This window comes from Nocardioides sp. GCM10027114 (assembly GCF_042659625.1).
In the GTDB taxonomy this organism is placed as follows: domain Bacteria; phylum Actinomycetota; class Actinomycetes; order Propionibacteriales; family Nocardioidaceae; genus Nocardioides.
In genome coordinates, this window is sequence record NZ_JBHSSS010000001.1 from 44,817 (window position 1) to 64,491 (window position 19,675).

The 19,675-nt window shown below is 73.9% G+C and carries 14 protein-coding genes; 5 read left to right on the forward strand and 9 right to left on the reverse strand.

Going from position 1 to position 19,675, the window contains the following annotated elements:
• Nucleotides 1–66 precede the first annotated feature (66 nt).
• The 3 genes from ACFP2E_RS00220 (at nucleotide 67) to ACFP2E_RS00230 (ending at nucleotide 3,883) form a co-directional block, all read left to right on the forward strand.
• On the forward strand, nucleotides 67–1,242 hold the full coding sequence (locus ACFP2E_RS00220; protein ID WP_378522193.1) for a SpoIID/LytB domain-containing protein: 1,176 nt from the start codon (nucleotides 67–69) through the stop codon (nucleotides 1,240–1,242).
• Nucleotides 1,243–1,373: 131 nt separating this feature from the next.
• A complete protein-coding gene (locus tag ACFP2E_RS00225; RefSeq protein WP_378522192.1) occupies nucleotides 1,374–2,594 on the forward strand; it encodes a SpoIID/LytB domain-containing protein in 1,221 nt (406 codons plus the stop codon).
• A gap of 32 nt (nucleotides 2,595–2,626) precedes the next feature.
• The gene (locus ACFP2E_RS00230) at nucleotides 2,627–3,883 is read left to right on the forward strand and encodes a calcium-binding protein (protein ID WP_378522191.1); all 1,257 of its coding nucleotides are present in this window, start codon (nucleotides 2,627–2,629) and stop codon (nucleotides 3,881–3,883) included.
• Between the two features lie 30 nt (nucleotides 3,884–3,913).
• Here ACFP2E_RS00230 and ACFP2E_RS00235 read toward each other — a convergent pair whose 3' ends face one another.
• The 5 genes from ACFP2E_RS00235 to ACFP2E_RS00255 all read right to left on the reverse strand — a co-directional run bounded on the left by ACFP2E_RS00235 (nucleotide 3,914) and on the right by ACFP2E_RS00255 (nucleotide 11,603).
• Nucleotides 3,914–7,303, reverse strand: coding sequence for a pyruvate carboxylase (locus tag ACFP2E_RS00235; protein WP_378522190.1), 3,390 nt, complete (start codon nucleotides 7,301–7,303; stop codon nucleotides 3,914–3,916).
• A 64-nt stretch (nucleotides 7,304–7,367) separates the two neighbouring features.
• Nucleotides 7,368–7,646, reverse strand: a complete 279-nt coding sequence (locus ACFP2E_RS00240; RefSeq protein ID WP_378522189.1) for a Fe-S cluster assembly protein HesB — start codon at nucleotides 7,644–7,646, stop codon at nucleotides 7,368–7,370.
• Between the two features lie 145 nt (nucleotides 7,647–7,791).
• A complete protein-coding gene (locus ACFP2E_RS00245) occupies nucleotides 7,792–9,303 on the reverse strand; it encodes a PH domain-containing protein (protein WP_378522188.1) in 1,512 nt (503 codons plus the stop codon).
• Nucleotides 9,300–9,791, reverse strand: coding sequence for a PH domain-containing protein (locus tag ACFP2E_RS00250; RefSeq protein ID WP_378522187.1), 492 nt, complete (start codon nucleotides 9,789–9,791; stop codon nucleotides 9,300–9,302). Before ACFP2E_RS00250 ends, ACFP2E_RS00245 begins: the two co-directional genes overlap by 4 nt.
• 33 nt (nucleotides 9,792–9,824) lie before the next feature.
• Nucleotides 9,825–11,603, reverse strand: coding sequence for an acetyl/propionyl/methylcrotonyl-CoA carboxylase subunit alpha (locus ACFP2E_RS00255; protein WP_378522186.1), 1,779 nt, complete (start codon nucleotides 11,601–11,603; stop codon nucleotides 9,825–9,827).
• A 182-nt stretch (nucleotides 11,604–11,785) separates the two neighbouring features.
• Between ACFP2E_RS00255 and ACFP2E_RS00260 the strand changes: the two genes are divergently transcribed.
• Both ACFP2E_RS00260 and ACFP2E_RS00265 read left to right on the forward strand, forming a co-directional pair.
• A complete protein-coding gene (locus tag ACFP2E_RS00260; protein ID WP_378522185.1) occupies nucleotides 11,786–12,598 on the forward strand; it encodes a S1 family peptidase in 813 nt (270 codons plus the stop codon).
• Between the two features lie 41 nt (nucleotides 12,599–12,639).
• Complete coding sequence (locus tag ACFP2E_RS00265) at nucleotides 12,640–13,320, forward strand: NADPH-dependent F420 reductase (RefSeq protein WP_378522184.1); 681 nt, start codon at nucleotides 12,640–12,642, stop codon at nucleotides 13,318–13,320.
• A 15-nt stretch (nucleotides 13,321–13,335) separates the two neighbouring features.
• Here ACFP2E_RS00265 and ACFP2E_RS00270 read toward each other — a convergent pair whose 3' ends face one another.
• From ACFP2E_RS00270 to ACFP2E_RS00285, 4 genes are read right to left on the reverse strand one after another with little or no spacing between them, the layout of a single operon-like run.
• Complete coding sequence (locus tag ACFP2E_RS00270) at nucleotides 13,336–15,969, reverse strand: AMP-binding protein (protein ID WP_378539242.1); 2,634 nt, start codon at nucleotides 15,967–15,969, stop codon at nucleotides 13,336–13,338.
• Nucleotides 15,966–17,015, reverse strand: a complete 1,050-nt coding sequence (locus ACFP2E_RS00275; RefSeq protein WP_378522181.1) for an ABC transporter ATP-binding protein — start codon at nucleotides 17,013–17,015, stop codon at nucleotides 15,966–15,968. Before ACFP2E_RS00275 ends, ACFP2E_RS00270 begins: the two co-directional genes overlap by 4 nt.
• The gene (locus ACFP2E_RS00280) at nucleotides 17,012–18,613 is read right to left on the reverse strand and encodes an ABC transporter permease (RefSeq protein ID WP_378522180.1); all 1,602 of its coding nucleotides are present in this window, start codon (nucleotides 18,611–18,613) and stop codon (nucleotides 17,012–17,014) included. Before ACFP2E_RS00280 ends, ACFP2E_RS00275 begins: the two co-directional genes overlap by 4 nt.
• Before the next feature lie 7 nt (nucleotides 18,614–18,620).
• Entirely contained in the window at nucleotides 18,621–19,625 is a 1,005-nt protein-coding gene (locus ACFP2E_RS00285; RefSeq protein ID WP_378522179.1) for an iron ABC transporter substrate-binding protein, read from the reverse strand.
• Between the last annotated feature and the right edge of the window lie 50 nt (nucleotides 19,626–19,675).

Genomic DNA, 19,675 nt, shown 5'->3' on the forward strand with positions numbered 1-19,675 from the left:
CGCATGCCGTGGGCCCCGGATCGCCCAGACCGGGCAAATCCGGAGATGTGTGTGAGGATCGGGCGCATGCTCACTCGGGGGACTCGCACACTGCTTGCAACCGGCGCCGCCGCCGCTGTGCTCGCCGGGGCCGTGCCGTCGGCACTCGCCGCGGAGGGTGGGGCGCCGCAGCAGGTGACGTTCGCGGGCGAGGCCTGGGGCCACGGCCACGGCCTCTCCCAGTACGGCGCCAAGGCACGCGGCGAGGCGGGCGACGGGTACCGCGAGATCCTCGGCTTCTACTACCCGGGGACCACGGTCGACAGTGCCACGGGCAGGATCCGGGTGCTCGTCACGGGCGACACCAGCCGCGACGTCGTCGTCGAGGACCGCAAGGGCCTGCGGGTCACCGCGCTCGGGAACGGCCGGACCTGGACCCCGCGCCAGCAGGCCCGGCTGTGGCGGATCACGCCCGGCGAGCGCGGCCGCAGTGTGATCTCCTACAAGACCGGGCGCTGGCGGGAGTGGCGGACCGTGCCCGGCGACGCCGAGCTCTCCGCCCGGGGCGGAGCGCTGCGGCTGCGGACGCCGGCCGGCCCCGTCGACTACCGGGGGGCGCTGCGCTCCGCGACTCCCGCCAACGGTGGCAGCGAGCGCGACACCGTCAACGTGGTCCCGCTGGACGCCTACGTGAAGGGCGTCGTCCCGGACGAGATGCCCGCGCAGTGGGACGCCGACGCCGTCCGGGCGCAGGCCGTCGCGGCCCGGACCTACGCCGCCTACGAGCGCGCCGCGGTGCCGGCGGGCCGGCACTTCGACGTCTGGGACACCACCCGGTCGCAGGTCTACGGCGGCCGGACGGCCGAGGAGCCCGAGTCGAACGCGGCCGTCCGGGCCACCGCGCGCGAGGTGCTGAGCTTCGAGGGTGGGCTCGCATTCACGCAGTTCGCGCGCAGCAACGGCGGGTGGACCTCGCAGGGGTGGGTCCACGGCGAGGACGCGGCGTACCTGCCGGCGAGGGAGGACCGCTTCGACAGGAAGGACGACTCCTGGACGGCGACCTTCGACGCCGACGAGATCACCGACCTGTGGCCCGGCATGGGTGACCTGGAGTCGATCACCCTCGAACGCGACGTCAACGAGAAGTGGGTGGACCGGGTGACCGTGCAGGGCAGCGCCTTCAGCCGGTCCGTCTCGGGCGAGACCTTCGCGTCGTGGCTGGGCCTTCGCTCCCACTTCTTCGACGACCCGGTACTCAGCTGACGCCCAGGACGGAGCGGCCGCGGCCGAACTACAGACCTGTAGTTGCCGGGAAGCCGTTGCGCGGCCCCTGAACCCGTGGTGCCATGTCCGTTGGACCACACCAGCACCAACAGTCACACGAGACGTCTTCCGTGAACGAGGCCACCACCATGCGCAGGATCCCGACGGCGCTGCTCGCCGCCCTGGGGCTCGCCGTGGCCGCGACCGCCGGGCCCGTCGTGCTTGCTGGGCCCGCCCACGCGGCCACCGACAGCTGGGACGTGCCCCGCAAGGCGCGCATCGTCATCAACGGCCACGGCTACGGGCACGGCCACGGCATGTCCCAGTACGGCGCCGAGGGCGCGGCCCGCAAGGGCCTGGGGCACCGGGAGATCGCGGAGTTCTACTACCCGGGCACCGACTGGGGGAAGGCCGGCGGCAGGATCGCCGTCCAGATCACCGCCGACACCACCGACGACCTCGTCGTCGAGGCGGCCCCCGGGCTGACGCTCCTCGACGCCTCCACCAAGGAGAAGACCGTGCTCCCGGACAAGGGAGCCAGCCGGTGGCGGGTCCAGGCAGATCCCTCCGGGGCGACCCAGGTCGCGCACTACCGCGAGCGCTGGCGCCGCTTCCGGACCCTCCCGGGCGAGGCCGGCTTCGTGGTCAGGGGTGGCCCCGTCTCGCTCGTGACGCCGAGCGGGACCCGTGCCTACCGCGGCCGGCTCTGGTCGCGCGGCGCCCCCGGGGGCCCGAGCGCGCGCGACACCGTCAACGTGCTCAGGCTCGAGCACTACCTGCGCGGCGTCGTCCCGCTCGAGATCCCCGCGCTGTGGAGCCCGGCCGCGGTGCGGGCGCAGGCGATCGCGGCGCGCACCTACGCGGCGTACGAGCGGCGGCACCGCTCGGGCCCGATCTGCGACACCTGGTCCTGCCAGGTCTACGGCGGCTACTCGGCGGAGCACCCCGCGTCGAACGACGCCATCGCGAGGACCCGGAGGCTGGTGCTCGAGCACGACGGGGAGCCGGCGTTCACCCAGTTCGGCTCGAGCAGCGGCGGCTGGACGTCGGCGGGGTCGGTGCCCTACCTGGTCGCGCAGGAGGACCCGTACGACGGCTGGGCCGGCAACCCGAACCACCGCTGGTCGGTGACCGTCGACGACACCCGCTTCGAGCAGGCCTGGCCCGCGATCGGCAACCTGCGCCGGCTCGTCGTCGTGTCGCGGGACGGGAACGGCGAGTGGGGCGGCCGTCTCCGGACGCTGCGCGTCGTCGGCTCCGACGGCTCCGTGACGGTCTCGGGTGACACGCTGCGAAGCGCCCTCGGGCTGAAGTCGACCTGGGTTACCTTCGAGGTTCGCAGACGGAAGTGAGGGCCGCGCCGCGGCCGGAGGGGGGACGGGTCATGCCGGCCACCGCCACGGTGACCAGGATGACGGCCGGGTCGACGGGGGTCGCGCTCGTGCTCCTCGGAGCCCTGGCGGTCCCGGCGGACTGGTCGCCCGCCGCCATCGCCGCCACCCCGACCTGCCAGGGCGTCCCCGCCACCATCGTCGGCACCTCCGGGCCCGACACGATCGTCGGCACCAAGGGCCCCGACGTGATCGTGGCCGGCCCCGGCGACGACGTCATCGACGCCCGCGCCGGTGACGACCTGGTCTGCGCCGGCATGGGCTCGGACCGGGTCGACGGCGGCTTCGGGTCGGACCGGATCTACGGCCAGCAGGACCGGCTCGGCTCCGACGCCGGTGGCAGCTTCCTCGTCGGGGACGTCATCAGCGGCGGTCCCGGCGACGACTTCCTGGTCGGCGGGCAGGACAACCGCCGGGCGGACGCCCGGCGGCTCCACGACACCGTGAGCTACGCCGACGCGGCCGGCGCCGTCATCGTCGACCTGTCCTCCGAGAACCCCCTCGCGTCGGGCGAGGGAACCGACAGGCTCCGGCTCGGGACCCACCCGGGCGTGATCGGGTCCGTCCACAACGACACCATCACCGGTTCCGACGGCCCGGACCAGGTCGACGGTGGCGACGGCGGCGACCTCATCAAGGGGCGCGGCGGCAACGACACCCTCACGGGCGAGTCCCGGAAGGCGACGAAGCGTGGCGCCGACACGCTCGTCGGCGGCCCGGGGAACGACCTGCTCGGCAGCTACACCGGCCGCGACCGCATCGAGGGCGGCGGCGGCCGCGACTTCGTGGAGGCCTTCAGCGACCGGCCGGCCGTCGTCGAGGCTGGCGGCGGCGCCGACCACGTCGTCCACCACGTCCTGGCTCGCTCCGGCGCCCGCAACGTCGGCGGTGCGGGGCGCGACGTCCTCGTGTCCCTCGGCAAGCGGCTGGAGGGCAGGCAGCCGCGGGCGTCGTTCCACGTCGACCTGCGCTCCGGCACCACCCGGACCTCGACCGGTGCCCGCGGCTCGGTCGGCGGCTTCGAGGAGCACCGCCTCGTCGGCAACATCGCGTGGGAGTTCCACGGCACCCCCGGCCCCGACAGGGTGTGGGCGCTCACCGGGGGACCGCTCCGCGCCCGGACGCTCGGCGGCGACGACTGGCTCGGCGGCTCGCCGCGCAACGACTTCCTCCACGGCGGGGACGGCACCGACACCGCCGCCACCGGCGGCGGCACCGACACCTGCCGCGAGGTCGAGCGCGGCTGCTGACGGGCTGCCGACCGCCCGGCCTGAGTCGCGTCAGCCCAGGACCAGCACCAGGTCGCCGCCGTCGACCGCCTGCGGCCCGCTGATCGCGAGCCGCTGCACCGTGCCGTCGACGGGGGCGGTGATGGACGCCTCCATCTTCATCGCCTCGATCGTCGCGACGGTCTCGCCGGCCTCCACCGCCTGGCCCTGCTCGACCACGATGGTCACCACGCCCTGGAAGGGCGCCGCGACCTGGCCAGGCTGCGACGGGTCGGCCTTCTCGGCGGCGGCGACCTCCGCCGCGACCGACTGGTCGCGGACGCTGATCGGTCGCAGGTGGCCGTTGATGGTGGCCATGACGGTCCGGTAGCCGCGCTCGTCGGGCTCGGAGATCGCCTGGAGCCCCAGCAGCACCCGGATTCCCTCGGCGAGGTCGACCTGGTGCTCCTCGCCGTACCGCAGGCCGTAGAGGTAGTCCATCGTCGGCAGCAGCGAGAGGTCGCCGTAGGTCTGGCGGGCCACGTCGAAGTCGCGGGTCGGGCCGGGGAACAGCAGCTCGTTGAGCGTGCGGCGGCGACGCTCCGGGTCGCCCGGCTCGAGGCCGGCGGCCTGCTCCTCGGTCAGCTCCTCGGCCGGCGCCTTCCAGCTCCGGCCCTCGAGCGCCTTCGTGCGGAACGGCTCGGGCCAGCCGCCCGGCGGGTCGCCGAGCTCGCCGTTGAGGAACCCGACCACCGAGTCGGGGATGTCGAACTTGCCGGGCTCCTCCGCGAACTCGGCGGGATCGGCGCCCACGGCCACGAGATGGAGGGCGAGGTCGCCGACCACCTTCGACGACGGCGTCACCTTCACGATGTGGCCCAGGATGTCGTCGGCGGCGGCGTACATGTCCTCGATCTGCTCGAACTTCTCGCCCAGGCCGAGCGCGATCGCCTGCTGCCGCAGGTTGGACAGCTGCCCGCCCGGGATCTCGTGGCGGTAGACCCGGCCGGTCGGCGACGGCAGCCCGGACTCGAACGGCGCGTAGACCCGGCGGGTGGCCTCCCAGTAGGGCTCCAGCGCGTTCACGGCGGCCAGCGACAGGCCGGTCTCGCGCGGGGAGTGGTCGGTGGCAGAGACCAGCGCCGACAGCGGCGGCTGCGAGGTGGTGCCGGCCATGGACGCCGTCGCGGCGTCGACCGCGTCGACCCCGGCGTCGATGGCCGCCAGCAGCGTGGCCAGCTGGCCCCCGGCGGTGTCGTGGGTGTGCAGGTGGACCGGCAGGTCGAACCGCTCCCGCAGCGCCGTGATCAGGGTGCGGGCGGCGGGTGCGCGCAGCAGCCCGGCCATGTCCTTGATCGCGATGACGTGCGCGCCGGCATCGACGATCCTGTCGGCGAGGTCGAGGTAGTAGTCGAGCGTGTAGAGCTTCTCGTCCGGGTCGGAGAGGTCGCCGGTGTAGCAGAGGCAGACCTCGGCGATCGTCGTGCCGGTGCGGCGCACCGCCTCGATCGCCGGTCGCATCTGCTCGACGTCGTTGAGCGCGTCGAAGATCCGGAACACGTCGATGCCGGCCGCGGCCGCCTCCTCGACGAAGACGTCGGTGACGCGGGTGGGGTACGGCGTGTAGCCGACGGTGTTGCGGCCGCGCAGCAGCATCTGCAGGCAGATGTTGGGGACCGTCTGCCGCAGCTTGGTGAGCCGCTCCCACGGGTCCTCCGAGAGGAATCGCAGCGCCACGTCGTACGTCGCGCCACCCCATGCCTCCAGGGAGAACAGCTCCGGCGTGGTGCGGGCGACGTGGCCGGCCACAGCGAGCAGGTCCCGGGTGCGGACCCGGGTCGCGAGCAGCGACTGGTGGGCGTCGCGGAAGGTGGTGTCGGTGACGGCGACCCGCTCCTGGGCGCGTAGCTGGCGGGCGAACTCCTCCGGGCCGAGCTTCAGCAGCAGCTGGCGGGTGCCGTCCGGCGGCGGCACCTCGAGGTTGGTCGCCGGCAGCTTGGTCACCGGGTCGACGCTCACCGGGGCTGGTCCGTGCGGCTGGTTGACCGTCACGTCGGCGAGGTAGTTGAGCAGCTTCGAGCCGCGGTCGCCGCTGCTGCGGGCCTGGAGCAGCTGCGGATGGGTCTCGATGAACGCGGTGGTCACCCGCCCGGCGAGGAAGTCCGGGTCGTCGAGGACCGCCTGCAGGAAGGGGATGTTCGTGGAGACGCCTCGGATGCGGAACTCCGCGACCGCGCGCCGCGCCCGCTGCACGGCCTTGTCGAACGTGCGGCCTCGGCAGGTGAGCTTGGCCAGCATCGAGTCGAAGTGGCCCGAGATCTCCGCACCGGTGTAGGTCGTGCCGCCGTCGAGGCGGACGCCCGCGCCGCCGGGGGAGCGGTAGGTCGTGATCTTGCCGGTGTCGGGGCGGAAGTTGTTGGCCGGGTCCTCGGTGGTGATCCGGCACTGCAGCGCCGCGCCGCGCAGCACGATGTCGTCCTGGGAGAGGCCGAGGTCGGCCAGCGTCTCGCCCGAGGCGATCCGGAGCTGCGACTGCACGAGGTCGACGTCCGTCACCTCCTCGGTCACCGTGTGCTCGACCTGGATGCGGGGGTTCATCTCGATGAAGACGTAGTTGCCCTGCGGGTCGAGCAGGAACTCGACGGTGCCGGCGTTGCGGTAGCCGATCTCCCGCGCGAAGCGGACCGCGTCGGCGCAGATCCGGTCGCGCAGCTCCGGGTCGAGGTTGGGGGCGGGCGCGATCTCGACGACCTTCTGGTGGCGCCGCTGCACCGAGCAGTCGCGCTCGTAGAGGTGGATGACGTTGCCCGCGGCGTCGGCGAGGATCTGCACCTCGATGTGCCGGGGGTCGACCACGGCCTGCTCGATGAAGACCGTCGGGTCGCCGAAGGCGCCCTCCGCCTCGCGCATGCACGTCTCGACGGCCTCGCGCAGGTCGGCGGGGTCGTCGACGCGACGCATGCCGCGGCCGCCGCCACCGGCGACGGCCTTCACGAAGAGCGGGAAGGGCATCTCCGACGCTGCCGCGATGAGGGCGTCGGCGTCGGTCGAGGGCTCGACGCTCGCCAGGGTCGGCACGCCGGCTGCCTTGGCCGCGGCGATGGCTCGGGCCTTGTTGCCGGTGAGGGTGAGGACCTCGGCGGTCGGCCCCACGAAGGTGATGCCGGCATTCGTGCAGGCCTCGGCGAGGGCGGGGTTCTCCGACAGGAAGCCGTAGCCCGGGTAGACCGCGTCGGCGCCGGCGCGCACCGCCGTCGCCACGATCGCCTCGGGGTCGAGGTAGGCGCGGACAGGGTGGCCGCGCTCGCCGATCTCGTAGGCCTCGTCCGCCTTGAGGCGGTGCTCGGACCAGCGGTCCTCGTAGGGGAACACGGCGACCGTGCGCGCGCCGAGCTCGTACGCCGCACGGAGGCCGCGGATGGCGATCTCGCCGCGGTTGGCCACCAGCACCTTGGAGAACATGCTGGGCACCCTACTGAGATCGGGGCCACACGGAAGGCGCTGTCCGGGCGGCGGTCTCGCGGGATCAGGTCCGGACGACGAACTCGATCCTGCCGCGGTCGTCCTTGCGGGCGTCGAGCTCGGCGTCCTCGAAGCGGTCGACGGCCTCGTCGGCCAGGAAGACCCGCGCGTCGCCGTCGTCGAGCACGTGGTCGCCGCTGCGCGGGCGCGGTGCGGCCGCAACACGGAAGCGGCTGTCGTCGGTGGCGCGGGGGGCGATACGCAGGCCGGCGGTGCTCGGCTGGTCGGGCTGGCGGGGGATCTTGCGCAGCACGTCGCGGGCGGTGTCGGTCAGCGTGAGCACGGGTGGCTCGCCTCCTTCGGTCGGTTCCCGGCGGGGTCTCTGCCGGCTCCTCGCACCCCACTCGACCGTGGACGCGGGCCGGCCGCAACCGGGGGGACGCGGCGCGCGTGACCAAGCGTTGCGACGCCGTTACCGTTCCGTGACCTCAGTCGAGGAACTGTTCGAGCAGGCCCGGGGTCGCAGCGGCCGCGAGGGCGACCGCCTCGTCCTCCGGGACGTCGAGCACGACCACCGCCTGGCTGCCGCCCGCCGTGGTCGCCACCAGCGTGGTGAGGCCGGCCCGCCTCTGGAACCAGGTGGCGCGCTGGTTCCAGCCGATGACCGCGTCGGTGCGCAGGACCTGGCGCCGCCGCAGCAGGCTGCCCGAGCGGCTGACGAGGTGCGTGGGGGTGAGGGCGTGCCCGAGCGCCCGGGTCCGGTCCTCGGCGAGGAGGGCGGCCAGCGGCAGCAGGGCAAGGCCGACGAGGGCGGGCCAGACCCGCCCGGCGGCCACGGACGCCGCCGCCAGCGCCGCGGCGACGACGAGCACCGGCACCAGCGCCCGCGTCCAGCGTCGGGTCCGGGCCCGGGGGCCGTGCCCCCGCAGCGGCCCCGTGGCCGCGGCCGGGTCGCCGACGACCGCGCCGGCGGTGCGGCGGACGACGGCGACAGGGGCGGGCGGGACGAGCATCGCGCTGGTCGACTCGTCGCGGCGCAGCCCGGTGACGATCGCCGCGAGGCGGGCGCCGCCGGCGAGCCGGAGTCCGAGCGGCTCGACCACGGAGACCCCGGTCACCCGGTGGTCGTCGAGCGTCGTCTCGCGGGTCGTGAGCAGCCCGCGGCGCAGGTGCCAGGCGCCGTCGGCGTCGGAGTGCGACAGGCGCAGCCCGCCGTGGGTCACGAGGTAGGCCGCCACCGCGAGGGCGGAGACCACCACGGCCCCGATGACGACGGTGGCGGGGATGACGACAAGCCACTCGACGGCCTCGAGGACGCCCGGGTCGTCGACGGAGCCGAGCTCGGGGTCGTCGAAGGCACCGAGGCCCTCGAGGACCTGGCTGCCGACGCCCAGCACGCCCGCGGCCAGCACGACGCCGGCGCTGGTGAGCGGGGCGAACCTCGCCCAGCGTGGGTCGAAGGTGAGCACCACCCGGGCCGCCTGCACGGTGGGCACGTCGCCCTCGCCCTCGGGCTCCGGGCCGCGGCTGCGGACGGCCGCGCCGAGCAGCGACTCGCGCAGGTCCCGGGCGCGCGCCACCGGCAGGCCGTCGAGGTCGAGCGAGTCCTCCTCTCGCGTCGAGGCGGTACCGGTGCCGATCCTGACCGTGGTCAGGCCGAGCAGGCGGTGGAGCGGGGACGCGGTCAGCTCGACCGTGCGGACGCGCTCGACCCGAGCCGAGAGCCGGTGCCGGTCGACGACGCCGCGACGCAGCTCCACCGTCCCGGCGTGTATCCGGAAGCTGGTGGTGGCGTAGCGGAGCAGGCCGACGAGGAGCGGGATCGTGATGCCGAGCAGCTGCCAGCGCAGGTCCATCCGGCCCGACGCCGAGCCGGCGATGAAGAGGCCGAGCAGCACCGGCAGGAAGCGCAGCACCTCGCGCAGCGGGTAGACCAGCAGCATCCGCGGGTCGAGCCGCTGCCACGGGACGCCGGGACCCGCGGTCAGGGGCTCGCTCACGTGGCGTCGCCCGGGACGGTGTCGGCCCTGAGGGTCAGCTCGTCGGCCAGCCGGTGCGCGACGTCGCGGTCGAGGGCGGCGATCTGGAGCGCCCCCGCGGCCGACGCGGTCGTCACGGTGACGCTGGCGAGCCCGAAGAGCCGCTCCAGGGCGCCCTCGGCGTAGTCGACGGTCTGGATACGCGACATCGGCGCGATCCGCCGCTCCCGCGCCCACCACCCGGTCTGGGTGTAGACCGCCGTGTCGGTGACCTCCCAGCGGTGAACGGCGTACCGCCACGCCGGGACCACGGCGACGTACGCAGCCAGCAGCGCGAGCGCGACCAGCGGCATCCACCACCGCAGCTCGACGGGCGACCACACCCACGCCACGACCGTCAGTACGAGGACGGTCAGCAGCCCCTCCAGCAACGACTCGACCAGCCAGAGGCCGCGCGCCCGGGGGCTGACGCGCTGGCTGGGCTCGCGGAGCTGCAGGGTCTCGACCACGTCTCCGAGCCTAGTCAGGACCCCGTCGACGGCTCAGTCCTTGAGCTCGCAGATGACCGCGCCGTTGGTGACGGTGGCGCCGACCTCGGCCTGGAGGCCGGTGACGGTGCCGGCCTTGTGGGCCTTGAGCGGCTGCTCCATCTTCATCGCCTCGATGACGACCACGGTGTCGCCCTCGGCGACCTCCTGGCCCTCCTCGACGACGACCTTGACGACGGTGCCCTGCATCGGGCTGGTGACGGCGTCGCCGCTGACGGCGCCCCCGGACTTCTTGCCGCCGCCGCGCTTGGGCTTCTTGGCGCCGCCGCCACCGTTGCCGGTGGTGGCGAGCCCGCCCAGGCCGCCGGGGAGGACGACCTCGATCCGACGGCCGTCGACCTCGACGACGACCTTCTGTCGCTCGCCCTGCTCGTCGGCCTCGCCGGCGTCGCCGGAGTAGGGCTGGATCTGGTTGTCGAACTCGGTCTCGATCCAGGTCGTGTAGACGCTGAACTTCTCGCCGTCGCCGATGTACGCCGGGTCGGACACGACCGCCTGGTGGAACGGGATGACCGTGGGCATGCCGTCGACGACGAACTCGTCGAGCGCGCGGCGCGAGCGCTCCAGCGCGTGGTTGCGGTCGCGGCCGGTGACGATGAGCTTGGCGATCAGCGAGTCGAACGAGCCGGGGATCGTCTCGCCCTGGTCGTAGCCGCCGTCGACGCGGACGCCCGGGCCGGACGGCTGGTGCCAGCGGGTGAGGGTGCCCGGGGCGGGCATGAAGTTGCGGCCGCCGTCCTCGGCATTGATGCGGAACTCGATGGAGTGGCCGCGGACCTCCGGGTCGTCGTACCCGATCTCCTCGCCGGCGGCGATGCGGAACATCTCGCGGACGAGGTCGATGCCGGTGACCTCCTCGGAGACGCAGTGCTCGACCTGGAGCCGGGTGTTGACCTCGAGGAAGGAGATGGTGCCGTCCTGGCCCACGAGGAACTCGCAGGTGCCGGCGCCGACGTACCCGGCCTCACGCAGGATCGCCTTGCTGGACTCGTAGAGGCGTGCGACCTGGTCCTCGGTGAGGAACGGGGCGGGGGCCTCCTCGACGAGCTTCTGGTGGCGGCGCTGCAGCGAGCAGTCGCGGGTGGAGACCACCACGACGTTGCCGTGCTGGTCGGCGAGGCACTGGGTCTCGACGTGGCGCGGCTTGTCGAGGAACTTCTCGACGAAGCACTCGCCGCGGCCGAAGGCGGTGACCGCCTCGCGGACGGCGGAGTCGAAGGCGTCGGCGACCTCGGACATCTCGCGGGCGACCTTGAGGCCGCGGCCGCCGCCGCCGAAGGCGGCCTTGATCGCGATCGGCAGGCCGTTCTCCTCGGCGAAGGCGACCGCCTCGTCGTGGTTGGCCAGCGGGTCCTTGGTGCCGGGGGCGAGCGGGGCGCCGACCTTCTCGGCGATGTGGCGGGCCTTCACCTTGTCGCCGAGCGCTTCGATGGCGGACGGCGGGGGACCGATCCAGATCAGGCCGGCGTCGATGACCGCGCGGGCGAAGTCGGCGTTCTCGGCGAGGAAGCCGTAGCCCGGGTGGACGGAGTCGGCACCGGACTTCTTCGCGACTGCGACGATCTTGTCGATGTCGAGGTAGGACTCGGCAGGGGTGGCGCCCCCGAGGCTGTGGGCCTCGTCGGCGAGCCGCACGAAGAGCGCGTCACGGTCGGGGTCGGCGTAGACCGCCACGCTGGGGATCCCGGAGTCCTTGCAGGCCCGGATCACCCGGACCGCGATCTCGCCTCGGTTGGCGATGAGGACCTTCTGCAGTGGCTTGCTCTCCGGCACCTGGCGCTCCTGGTCTCGCTGATCGGGCTGCGTGCCGCAGCGTAGCGTCCCCCCGCTGCGGGGTCGCGCCCGCGCCCGCAGGATGGCGCGCCGGGGGGCCCGGGAAGCTGCGGGGACGGGGGTAACCGGCGCCCGATCCCGTCGTTGGACGGGGAAATCCGCCTGACTCGGAAGGTCCTCACGTGCGCCGTCTCTTCTCCAAGCTCGCCCTTCGCGTGGCCACCGCCGTCACCCTCGTCGCCGGTGCCGGCCTCGCGGCCGGACTGACGTCCTCGCCCGCCACCGCGATCGTCGGGGGCTACCAGGCCGGCCAGGGCCAGTTCCCGTTCATGGCGTCGCTCCAGCTCAAGGGTGACAACGGGACCGACGGCCACTTCTGCGGCGGCTCGGTCATCGGGTCGCGCTGGGTGCTCACCGCCGCCCACTGCCTCGAGGGCACCAAGCCCAAGGAGATCCAGGTCGCGGTCGGCCGCACCGACATCGACGACCTCTCCCGCGGCCAGACCCTCACCGCCGACCGGATCGTGATCCACCCCGACTACGCCAGCACCGGCACCTACGACGCGGCGCTGGTCCGGGTCACCTCCTCGATCACCGCGCCGCGGGTCGACCTCGCCTCGGTGGGCCAGGACACCCTCGAGCGCGACGGCGCCGCCCTCACCGTCGCCGGCTGGGGCACCGAGTTCTTCGGCTCGCCGTTCATCCCGTCGCGGCTGAAGGCCGTCGACGTGCGGGCGGTCGCCGACGACAAGTGCACCACCAACGGCCTGATGGGCTTCCAGGCGAGCTCGGAGATCTGCGCGGAGACCCTTGGCGGCGACTCCTGCCAGGGTGACTCGGGCGGTCCGCTCTTCGGCACCGTCGCCGGCCGCACCGTCCAGGTCGGCATCGTCAGCTACGGCCTCGGGTGCGCCACTCCGGGCTTCCCCGGCGTCTACGCCGAGGTCAACAACCCGTCCATCCGCAGCTTCATCTCGAGCACGACCGGAATCTGACGATCGGGAATGACCTGGGTCACACCGGGCGTTGCGATGACATGACCAGCGCCCGGTCCTCAGGTCCCCTGGACGTCGCCGTGCTCGGCACCGGCACCGTCGGCCGCACCGTGGCTGCCGGGCTGGCCCGGCTCGGGCACCGCGTCACGGTCGGCACGCGCGACCCCGACGGGACCGCTGCGCGGGAGGAGTACGCCGCGTGGGCGGCCGACCACGCCGACGTGCGGCTGGCGACCTTCGCCGACGCGGCCGCGGGTGCCGGGCTGGTCGTCAACGCCAGCAGCGGGCAGGTGACGCTCGACGTGCTCGAGCAGGCCGGCCACGACAACCTCGCCGGCAAGGTCGTCGTGGACATCAGCAACCCGCTCGACTTCTCGCGGGGCTTCCCGCCCACGCTGTTCGTCAAGGACGACGACTCGCTCGGCGAGCAGGTGCAGCGCGCCGTACCCGGGGCCCGGGTGGTCAAGACGCTCAACACCCTCACGGCCGCGCTGATGACCGACCCGGCGAGCCTGGGGGAGCCGACCACCGTCTTCGTCTCCGGCGACGACGCCGACGCCAAGGCGTTCGTGACCGGGCTGCTCCACGACCTCGGCCACGCCGACGTCATCGACCTCGGCGGCATCGAGACCGCCCGCGGCCCGGAGATGTGGCTGCCGCTGTGGCTGCGCACCATGGGGGCGCTCGGGACCGCCGGCTTCAACCTGCGGATCGTGCGCTGAGCGAGTCGCCGCGGCTCAGGCGCGGGTGAGCCTGGCCAGCCGCCGGGTCAGGGGCTGCATCAGTCGCGCGTAGCCGATGCCGACGAGGAGCGAGAGCGCCGTCGCGAGGAACGGGTGGTCCATCTCCAGGTGGGGGTAGACCTGCCAGTGGGTGAGGTAGATCCACAGCGAGGCGCTCGCCAGCAAGGCGGCGAGGGACGCGACCGGCTGCGGGAGCCTGAGCCCGGCGACCAGGGCGAGCACGGCCACGCCGCCGACGACGACCAGCTCGCGCTGCAGGTCGCCGAGGAAGCCGACGGTGCCGACGGCGGTCAGCGCGACGGCCAGCAGCCGCTGCGGCAGGGTCCGGGCGCGGGCGACCAGCCAGCCCAGCACGACCAGGAAGAGCACCGGCCCCAGCGTGTAGCGCTCGGTCGCGCCGGCCTCGACGCCCGTCCACGCGAACCGCAGCACCAGCGCCGCCGCGACCAGCCCCAACGGGAAGGCGAACGGCGCGCGCCGGTCCAGCCGGTCCACCCAGGGGACGGCCATGAGGCCGACGATGCCGACGGTGGACCACAGCAGCGCCTCGAGGAACCAGAACTGCCAGTCGACGGTCCAGCTGTCCCTGCCGAGCAGGCCGTTGAGGAACAGCGCCGTCGGGGCGTCGTACATGCCGGTGACGGCAGCCACGCCGCCGATGAAGAGCGCGCTGGGCACGGCCACCTGGGCGACGGCCGCGAGCCCGAGCCGGAGCCGCTCCGGCCGGGGCCGGCCGGTCAGGTGGAACCGGGCGAGGTTGAAGCCCGCGACGGCGAGCAGCAGGTGGGCGCCGCCGGGGATGGTGAGCAGGTTGGCGTGGGTGCCGACGATCAGCAGGATCGCGAGTGCGCGGAGCGCCACCGAGGTGTCGACCGAGGCCCCTCGCCGCCGGTGCGGCCCGCCGTCGTTGTCGCTCGTCTCCGCGCCCCGGCGGGCCCGGCCGGCCAGGTGCGTCAGCTCGGTGGCCGACCGGGTGTGCCAGCCCGGCGGCAGGTCGCCCAGCATCCGGTCGAGCCGCGTCGAGAGCTCGACGTAGGAGAGCGAGTCGCCGCCGAGGCCGACGAAGCTGTCGTCGACGGAGGCGTCGGGGCGGCCGAGGACGAGTGCGAGCTGGTCGCGGACGGCCTCCGCCGTGGCCGGTGCGGACGTGTCCGGCACGACGCCGGTGCTGCCGGCCTGCGCGGCCTCGTGGTGCAGCCGGGCCTGGCGCAGCAGGGCGCCGTGGTCGGGCTTGCCGTTCGCCGTCGTCGGCAGCGCGTCGAGGACGTGCACCACCACTGCTCCCGGCGGCAGGCCGCACAGCTGCGCGGCGCGCGCCGCGACGCGGCGCCGCTCGCGCGGCCGGGTGGTGAACAGGTGCAGCGCGTCGTCGTGCGCCACGCAGCGCACCTCGACCTCGTCGGCGAGGAGCCGCTCGACCCGGTCGAGGTCGATCCGCAGTCCGAAGACCTTCGCGTGCCGGTCGCGGCGGCCGACCACCTCGACCAGCCCGTCCACCTCGCGGGCGAGGTCGCCGGTGCGCAGCTCGACCAGCTCTGCGCCGCGTGACAGGTCGACGGGCGTCGCGGCGTACCCCATCATCACGTTGGGCCCGCGGTAGACGAGCTCTCCGGTGCCGGGGGCGGCGCTCTCGGGCACCGGGTCGATGCGGAAGCTGCCGCCGGGGACCGGGACGCCGATCGCCTCGGGCCGGTCGAGGGCGCGCTCGGGCGGCAGGTACGCCATCCGGGCGGTCGCCTCGGTCTGGCCGTACATCACGAAGAGGTCCCAGCCGCGCTCGCGGCCGAGCCCGGCGAACCTGCGGACCTTCTCGGGCGCGAGCCGGCCGCCGGCCTGGGTCACGTAGCGCAGTGTCGGCAGGTCACGCTCGGCGAAGCCGGACCGCTCGAGCAGGTCGAACGTGTAGGGGACGCCGGCGAACGACGTCGCGCCGGCCTCGGCGAAGCGGTCCCAGAAGCACTCGTCGACGACGGACGTCTCGGTGAGCGCGAGCCCGCCGCCGACCAGCAGGTGGCTGTGCAGGACCGAGAGCCCGTAGCAGTAGTGCAGCGGCAGCGACGTGGCGGCGCGGTCCTCCGGGCCGAGGCGGAGGTACGACGCGATGGCGGCGGCGTTGGCGCGCACGTTGTCGCGGCTCAGCCGCACGAGCTTGGGCGAGCCCGTCGAGCCGGACGTGCTCAGCAGCAGGGCGAGGTCGGGGTGCAGGTCGTGGGCGGAGCCGTCGCGGCGGACCTCGACGGTCACGTCCATGGGGTCCAAGGCGTCGTCGGCGGCGGCGCCCCCCGGGCGCAGCACGACGTCGGGGTCGTAGGCCTCGACCATCGCGGCGAGCCGGTCGTCGCGGCCGTGGGGCACGAGCAGCACGGGGTGGCCGTGCTGGAGCGCGGCGAGGTAGGCGACGACCGAGCCCACCCGGTTGGCCCCCTCGACCAGCACGAGCCGGCGCTCGTTGCCGAGCACGTCGCCGGCGAGCGCGGCCGCCCGCCCCGCGAGGTCGGCGTACGACAGCGTCCCGTGGTCGGTCCACAGTGCGGTGCGGCGGCCGTGCCGCGCGAGGTCGAGGACCGGGTCGGGCCGGGAGGGAGCGAGGGGCAGGCGCGGGGGCCGCCCGGGGAGCAGGACGGTCACGGCGTGGCTCCGGCCGGGAACGCCACGACGCGGCCCGCCACCCCCGCCTTGACGGTGGCGCCGACGCCGGGGGACTCGAGGCCGAGCACGCGCGCCACGACCGCCGGCCCGTCGGGCAGGAGATAGAGCCGGACAGCGGCGTCGTGGCCGTAGAAGCTGATCTCGTCGACCCGCGCCTCGGTCGCACCCTCGGCCCCGTCATGGCCGTCCAGCCGGATCTGCTCGGGCCGGACCAGCACCTGGGCCGGGCCCTCGGGGCACGGCTCGGCCAGCGGCAGGAGGCCGAGGGCGCAGGAGGCGTGGCCGCCCTCGACGAGTGCCGGGAGCACGGTGGCGCCGCCGACGAAGCGGGCGACGTCGGGGTCGGCGGGGGTGCGGTAGAGGTCGTGCGGCGTCGCGGCCTGGACGAGCCGGCCGGCCCGCATGACCGCGACCTGGTCGGCCAGCGAGAGCGCCTCGTCCTGGTCGTGGGTGACCATCACGGCGGTCGCGCCGGCGGCGTGCAGCGCGCGGGCCACCGCGCGGCCGGTGGTGACGCGCAGCGCCGCGTCGAGGGACGAGAAGGGCTCGTCGAGCAGCACCACGGACGGGTCGGGGGCGAGCGCGCGGGCCAGCGCCACGCGCTGCTGCTGGCCGCCGGACAGCTCGTGCGGGTGCCGCGAGGCGTACGCCGCGGGCAGCTCGACGAGGTCGAGCATCTCGGCGACGCGCTTGCCGCGGCGGCGGCCGCGGGGCAGGCCGAAGGCGATGTTGGCGGCCACGTCGAGGTGCGGGAACAGGGCGCCCTCCTGCGGCACGTAGCCGACCCGGCGCTGCTGCGGCGGCACCACGCGGCCACCGCCCGCGACGACCTGGTCGTCGAACCGGATGGTGCCGCGGTCGGGCTGCAGGAAGCCGGCGACCATGCGGAGCAGCGTGGTCTTGCCGCATCCCGAGGGGCCGAGGACGGCCGTGAACGAGCCCTGGGGCACGTGGAGGTCTACCGCGTCGACCGCGGTCAGGGTGGCGAACGTCTTGGTGACGCCGTCGAGGTGCAGGCTGCTCACGTCGTCGGCTCCTTCCCGGACGGGGTGCTGAGGGAGGCGTGCCGGCCGAGCAGGATCGTGGCCGGGATCGAGATCAGCACCAGGAGCAGGGCGTACGGCGCGGCCGCGCCGTAGGCGACCGACGACGAGGCCGACCAGAACTTCGTGGCCAGCGTCGCCGTGTCGATCGGGGCGAGCATGAGGGTGGCGGTGAGCTCGGTGGCGACCGCGAGGAAGACCAGCGCCGCGCCGGCACCGAGGCCGGGCGCGATGATCGGGAGGGTGACCCGGCGAGCGGTGGCGATCGGGCCGGCGCCGAGGCTGTGGGCCACGTCGTCGAGCACGACCGGGGCCTGCTCGAGCGCGGCGCGGACGCTGACGACCGCACGGGGGAGGAAGAGGATCGCGTAGGCCACGAGCAGCAGCGCGAAGGTCTGGTAGAGCGGCTGCGCCACCCGGATCGACACGGTGACCAGCGCGAGCGCGACCACGATGCCGGGCAGTGCGTTGGCGACGTACGTGCTGCGCTCGACGATCGTGCTGGCGGCGTTGCGGTAGCGGACCGCCAGCCAGGCGACGGGGAGCGCGAGCAGGACGGTGAGCAGCGCGGCGGCCGCGCCGAGGCCGAGCGAGGTGCCGGCGGCGGCCGCGAGCTCGCCGACGGGGAACTCGGTGGAGCTGCCCACCCGCAGCCAGTGGACCAGGCTGTACGTCGGCACGCCGACCGCCGCGACGACGAGTGCGCCGAGGAGCAGCGCGACCGGGATGCCGGCCGCGCCGAGGCGGAGGCGCTCCGGCGGGCGTGCCGCGCCGTGGGAGACCCGGGCGTAGCGCCGGTGTCCGCGCAGCCGGAGCTCCGCGGTCAGCAGCAGCAGGCAGCACAGCACGAGGACACCGGCGATCATGTTGGCGGCGGGCCCGTTGAAGGTGGAGCCGTAGAGGTCGTAGATCGCCGTCGTGAAGGTCGGGAACTGCAGCATCTGCAGGGCGCCGAACTCCGCGAGCAGATGCAGCGCCACGAGCAGCGCGCCGCCGAGCATGCCCGGCCGCAGCTGCGGCAGCACCACCCGCCGGAAGGTGCGCCAGCGGTCGTGCTCCAGGGAGTACGCCGCCTCCTCGAGCGCGGGGTCGAGCCCCCGCAGCGTGGCGACGACCGGCAGGTAGACGAGCGGGTAGTAGGAGAGCGTGACCACCAGCAGCGCGCCGCCGTACCCCTTGACCTCGGGGGAGAGCGACGCCCAGCTGTAGCTGTTGACGAACGCGGGCACCGCGAGCGGCGCGACCAGCAGGCCGTGCCACAGCGGCCGGAACCGCAGGTCGGTGCGCTCGACGACCCAGGCCGCGCCCACGCCGAGCACGAGGCACAAGGTGGTGACCCCGGCCATGAGGCTCAACGTGTTGGTCAGCAGCTGGAGGACCCGCGGCCGCGCCAGCAGCTCCCACGCCTCGGCCGGCCCGATGAGCACCGTGTAGACGGCGACGAACCCCAGCGGCACCAGCGCCAGCGCGGCGACGAGCGCGCCGGCGAGCAGCAGGAGGGCAGGCGTCCGCCGGGCCCGCTCGTCGGGTCCTTCCGACGGGACGAGCGGGCCGGGCTCGAGGGTGGGGGCGAGGGTCAACGGGCTCCTAGAGCAGGCCGGAGTCCTGCATCATCTCGACCACGGTCTCGCTGTTGAGGGTCGAGATGTCGATGCGCGGCGGCTCGAGCTCCCCGAACGGCTTGACCGGCGGGTCGAGCGACACGGCCGGGTTGAGGGGGTACTCCAGGGCGTAGGAGTCGGCGATGGCGGCCTGGCCCTCCTCGCTGGCGAGGAAGTTCACGAAGGCCTGGGCGTCCTCCTGCTTGTCGCTGGAGGCGAGCACGCCGGCGCCCGAGACGCTGACGAAGGCTCCGGGGTCGCGGTCGTCGAAGAAGTGCAGGCTCGACGTGCTGCTGTTCTCGCCGGCCTCCTTCTGGTCGCGGTACCAGTAGTAGTGGTAGATGATCCCGGTGTCGACCTCGCCGGCGTTGACGGCCTCCATCACCACGAGGTTGTTCTCCAGGACGGTGCCGTTGTCGGCCAGGCCCTGGACCCATTCGCGGGCGGCCTCCTCGCCCTCCGTCTCGAGGACGGCGCTGACGATCGCCTGGAAGTCGGCGCCGGTCGGCGAGAAGGCGACGCGGCCCTCCCACTCGGGCTCGGCGAGCTCGAGCAGCGAGTCGGGCAGCTCGGCCTCGGACACCGACTCGTGGTGGATCAGCACCGTCGAGCGGGCGATGAAGCCCGTCCACCTCTCGTTGGACGGGACGTACTCCTCCGGGATCAGGTCCAGCGTCTCCTGGTCGATCTCGGTGAAGAGGCCGGCGTTGTCGACCAGCGTCATCGCGGGGGAGTTCTCGGTGAGGAACACGTCTGCCGGCGAGGCGTCGCCCTCGGCGACCAGCTGGTTGGCGAGCTCGAGGTCCTTGCCGCTGCGCAGGCGCACGTCGATGCCGGTCTTCTCCTCGAAGATCGGGGCGACCTCCTCCATCAGCTCCTCGTGCTGGGCGTTGTAGACGGTGATGTACGGACCGTCGTCGCCACCGCAGGCGGCGAGCAGGGGGGAGACGAGGGCAGCGAGGGCCGGGGCCACGAGGGCTTTCTTGAGCACGGGCATCCTTCGGGGACGAATGCTTAGGACTGCCTTACCTTACGCCGGGA

Excerpts from the sequence above, each read along its gene's own strand:
- ACFP2E_RS00220 (WP_378522193.1), top strand. The coding sequence starts at position 67 with ATGCTCACTCGGGGGACTCGCACACTGCTTGCAACCGGCGCCGCCGCC.
- ACFP2E_RS00230 (WP_378522191.1), top strand. The coding sequence starts at position 2,627 with ATGCCGGCCACCGCCACGGTGACCAGGATGACGGCCGGGTCGACGGGG.
- ACFP2E_RS00235 (WP_378522190.1), bottom strand. The coding sequence starts at position 7,303 with ATGTTCTCCAAGGTGCTGGTGGCCAACCGCGGCGAGATCGCCATCCGC.
- ACFP2E_RS00265 (WP_378522184.1), top strand. The coding sequence starts at position 12,640 with ATGACCAGCGCCCGGTCCTCAGGTCCCCTGGACGTCGCCGTGCTCGGC.